This is a genomic window from Bradyrhizobium sp. Kon58, assembly GCF_055807455.1.
The window spans coordinates 1-411 of sequence record NZ_JBVVOT010000177.1; the positions used below are offsets into that span (position 1 = coordinate 1).

At 40.4% G+C, this 411-nt stretch carries 1 protein-coding gene; it reads left to right on the plus strand.

The window, feature by feature from the left end; translation table 11 throughout:
• Positions 1 to 230 precede the first annotated feature (230 nt).
• Positions 231 to 411: hypothetical protein (locus AC0L20_RS40015; RefSeq protein ID WP_473295672.1), on the plus strand; the 181-nt coding region annotated here is incomplete at its 3' end.

The following is a 411-nucleotide window of genomic DNA, read 5'->3' on the forward strand; positions in this document are numbered from 1 at the left end:
GTTCTTTGAGCTTTGCGAGAGCTCCTCGAACAAGATTTTGGACATCAACTAAGTTTATGTTTGTCGTTTTTCTCATTTTCATGCTGTGGTCCTTTTTGGCACAAAAGCGGATTTTCTTGTCATAATGCCAAAATGATATTACTATTGCAAACTGTTTTTGATTTGCTTCTGGGGATCAAGTGTTGTGTGCTTGTACTTTAGTTAAAGTAATTTTAATTGTCGAGGTGGATATGGATGATGTTATAAAGTTTGAGCGTTCGATGGAACACGCTTGGAAGTACTTCGAACTGCATGCGCAACAGCGGATGACAGTGTTCAATTTCTTTTTAGCGATCTCTGGTCTTGTTGCTGCCGGAATAGGGGTTGGCTTGCAGCAGGGCGGAAAATTTTCAGCTCTGGTTTCACTTTTAG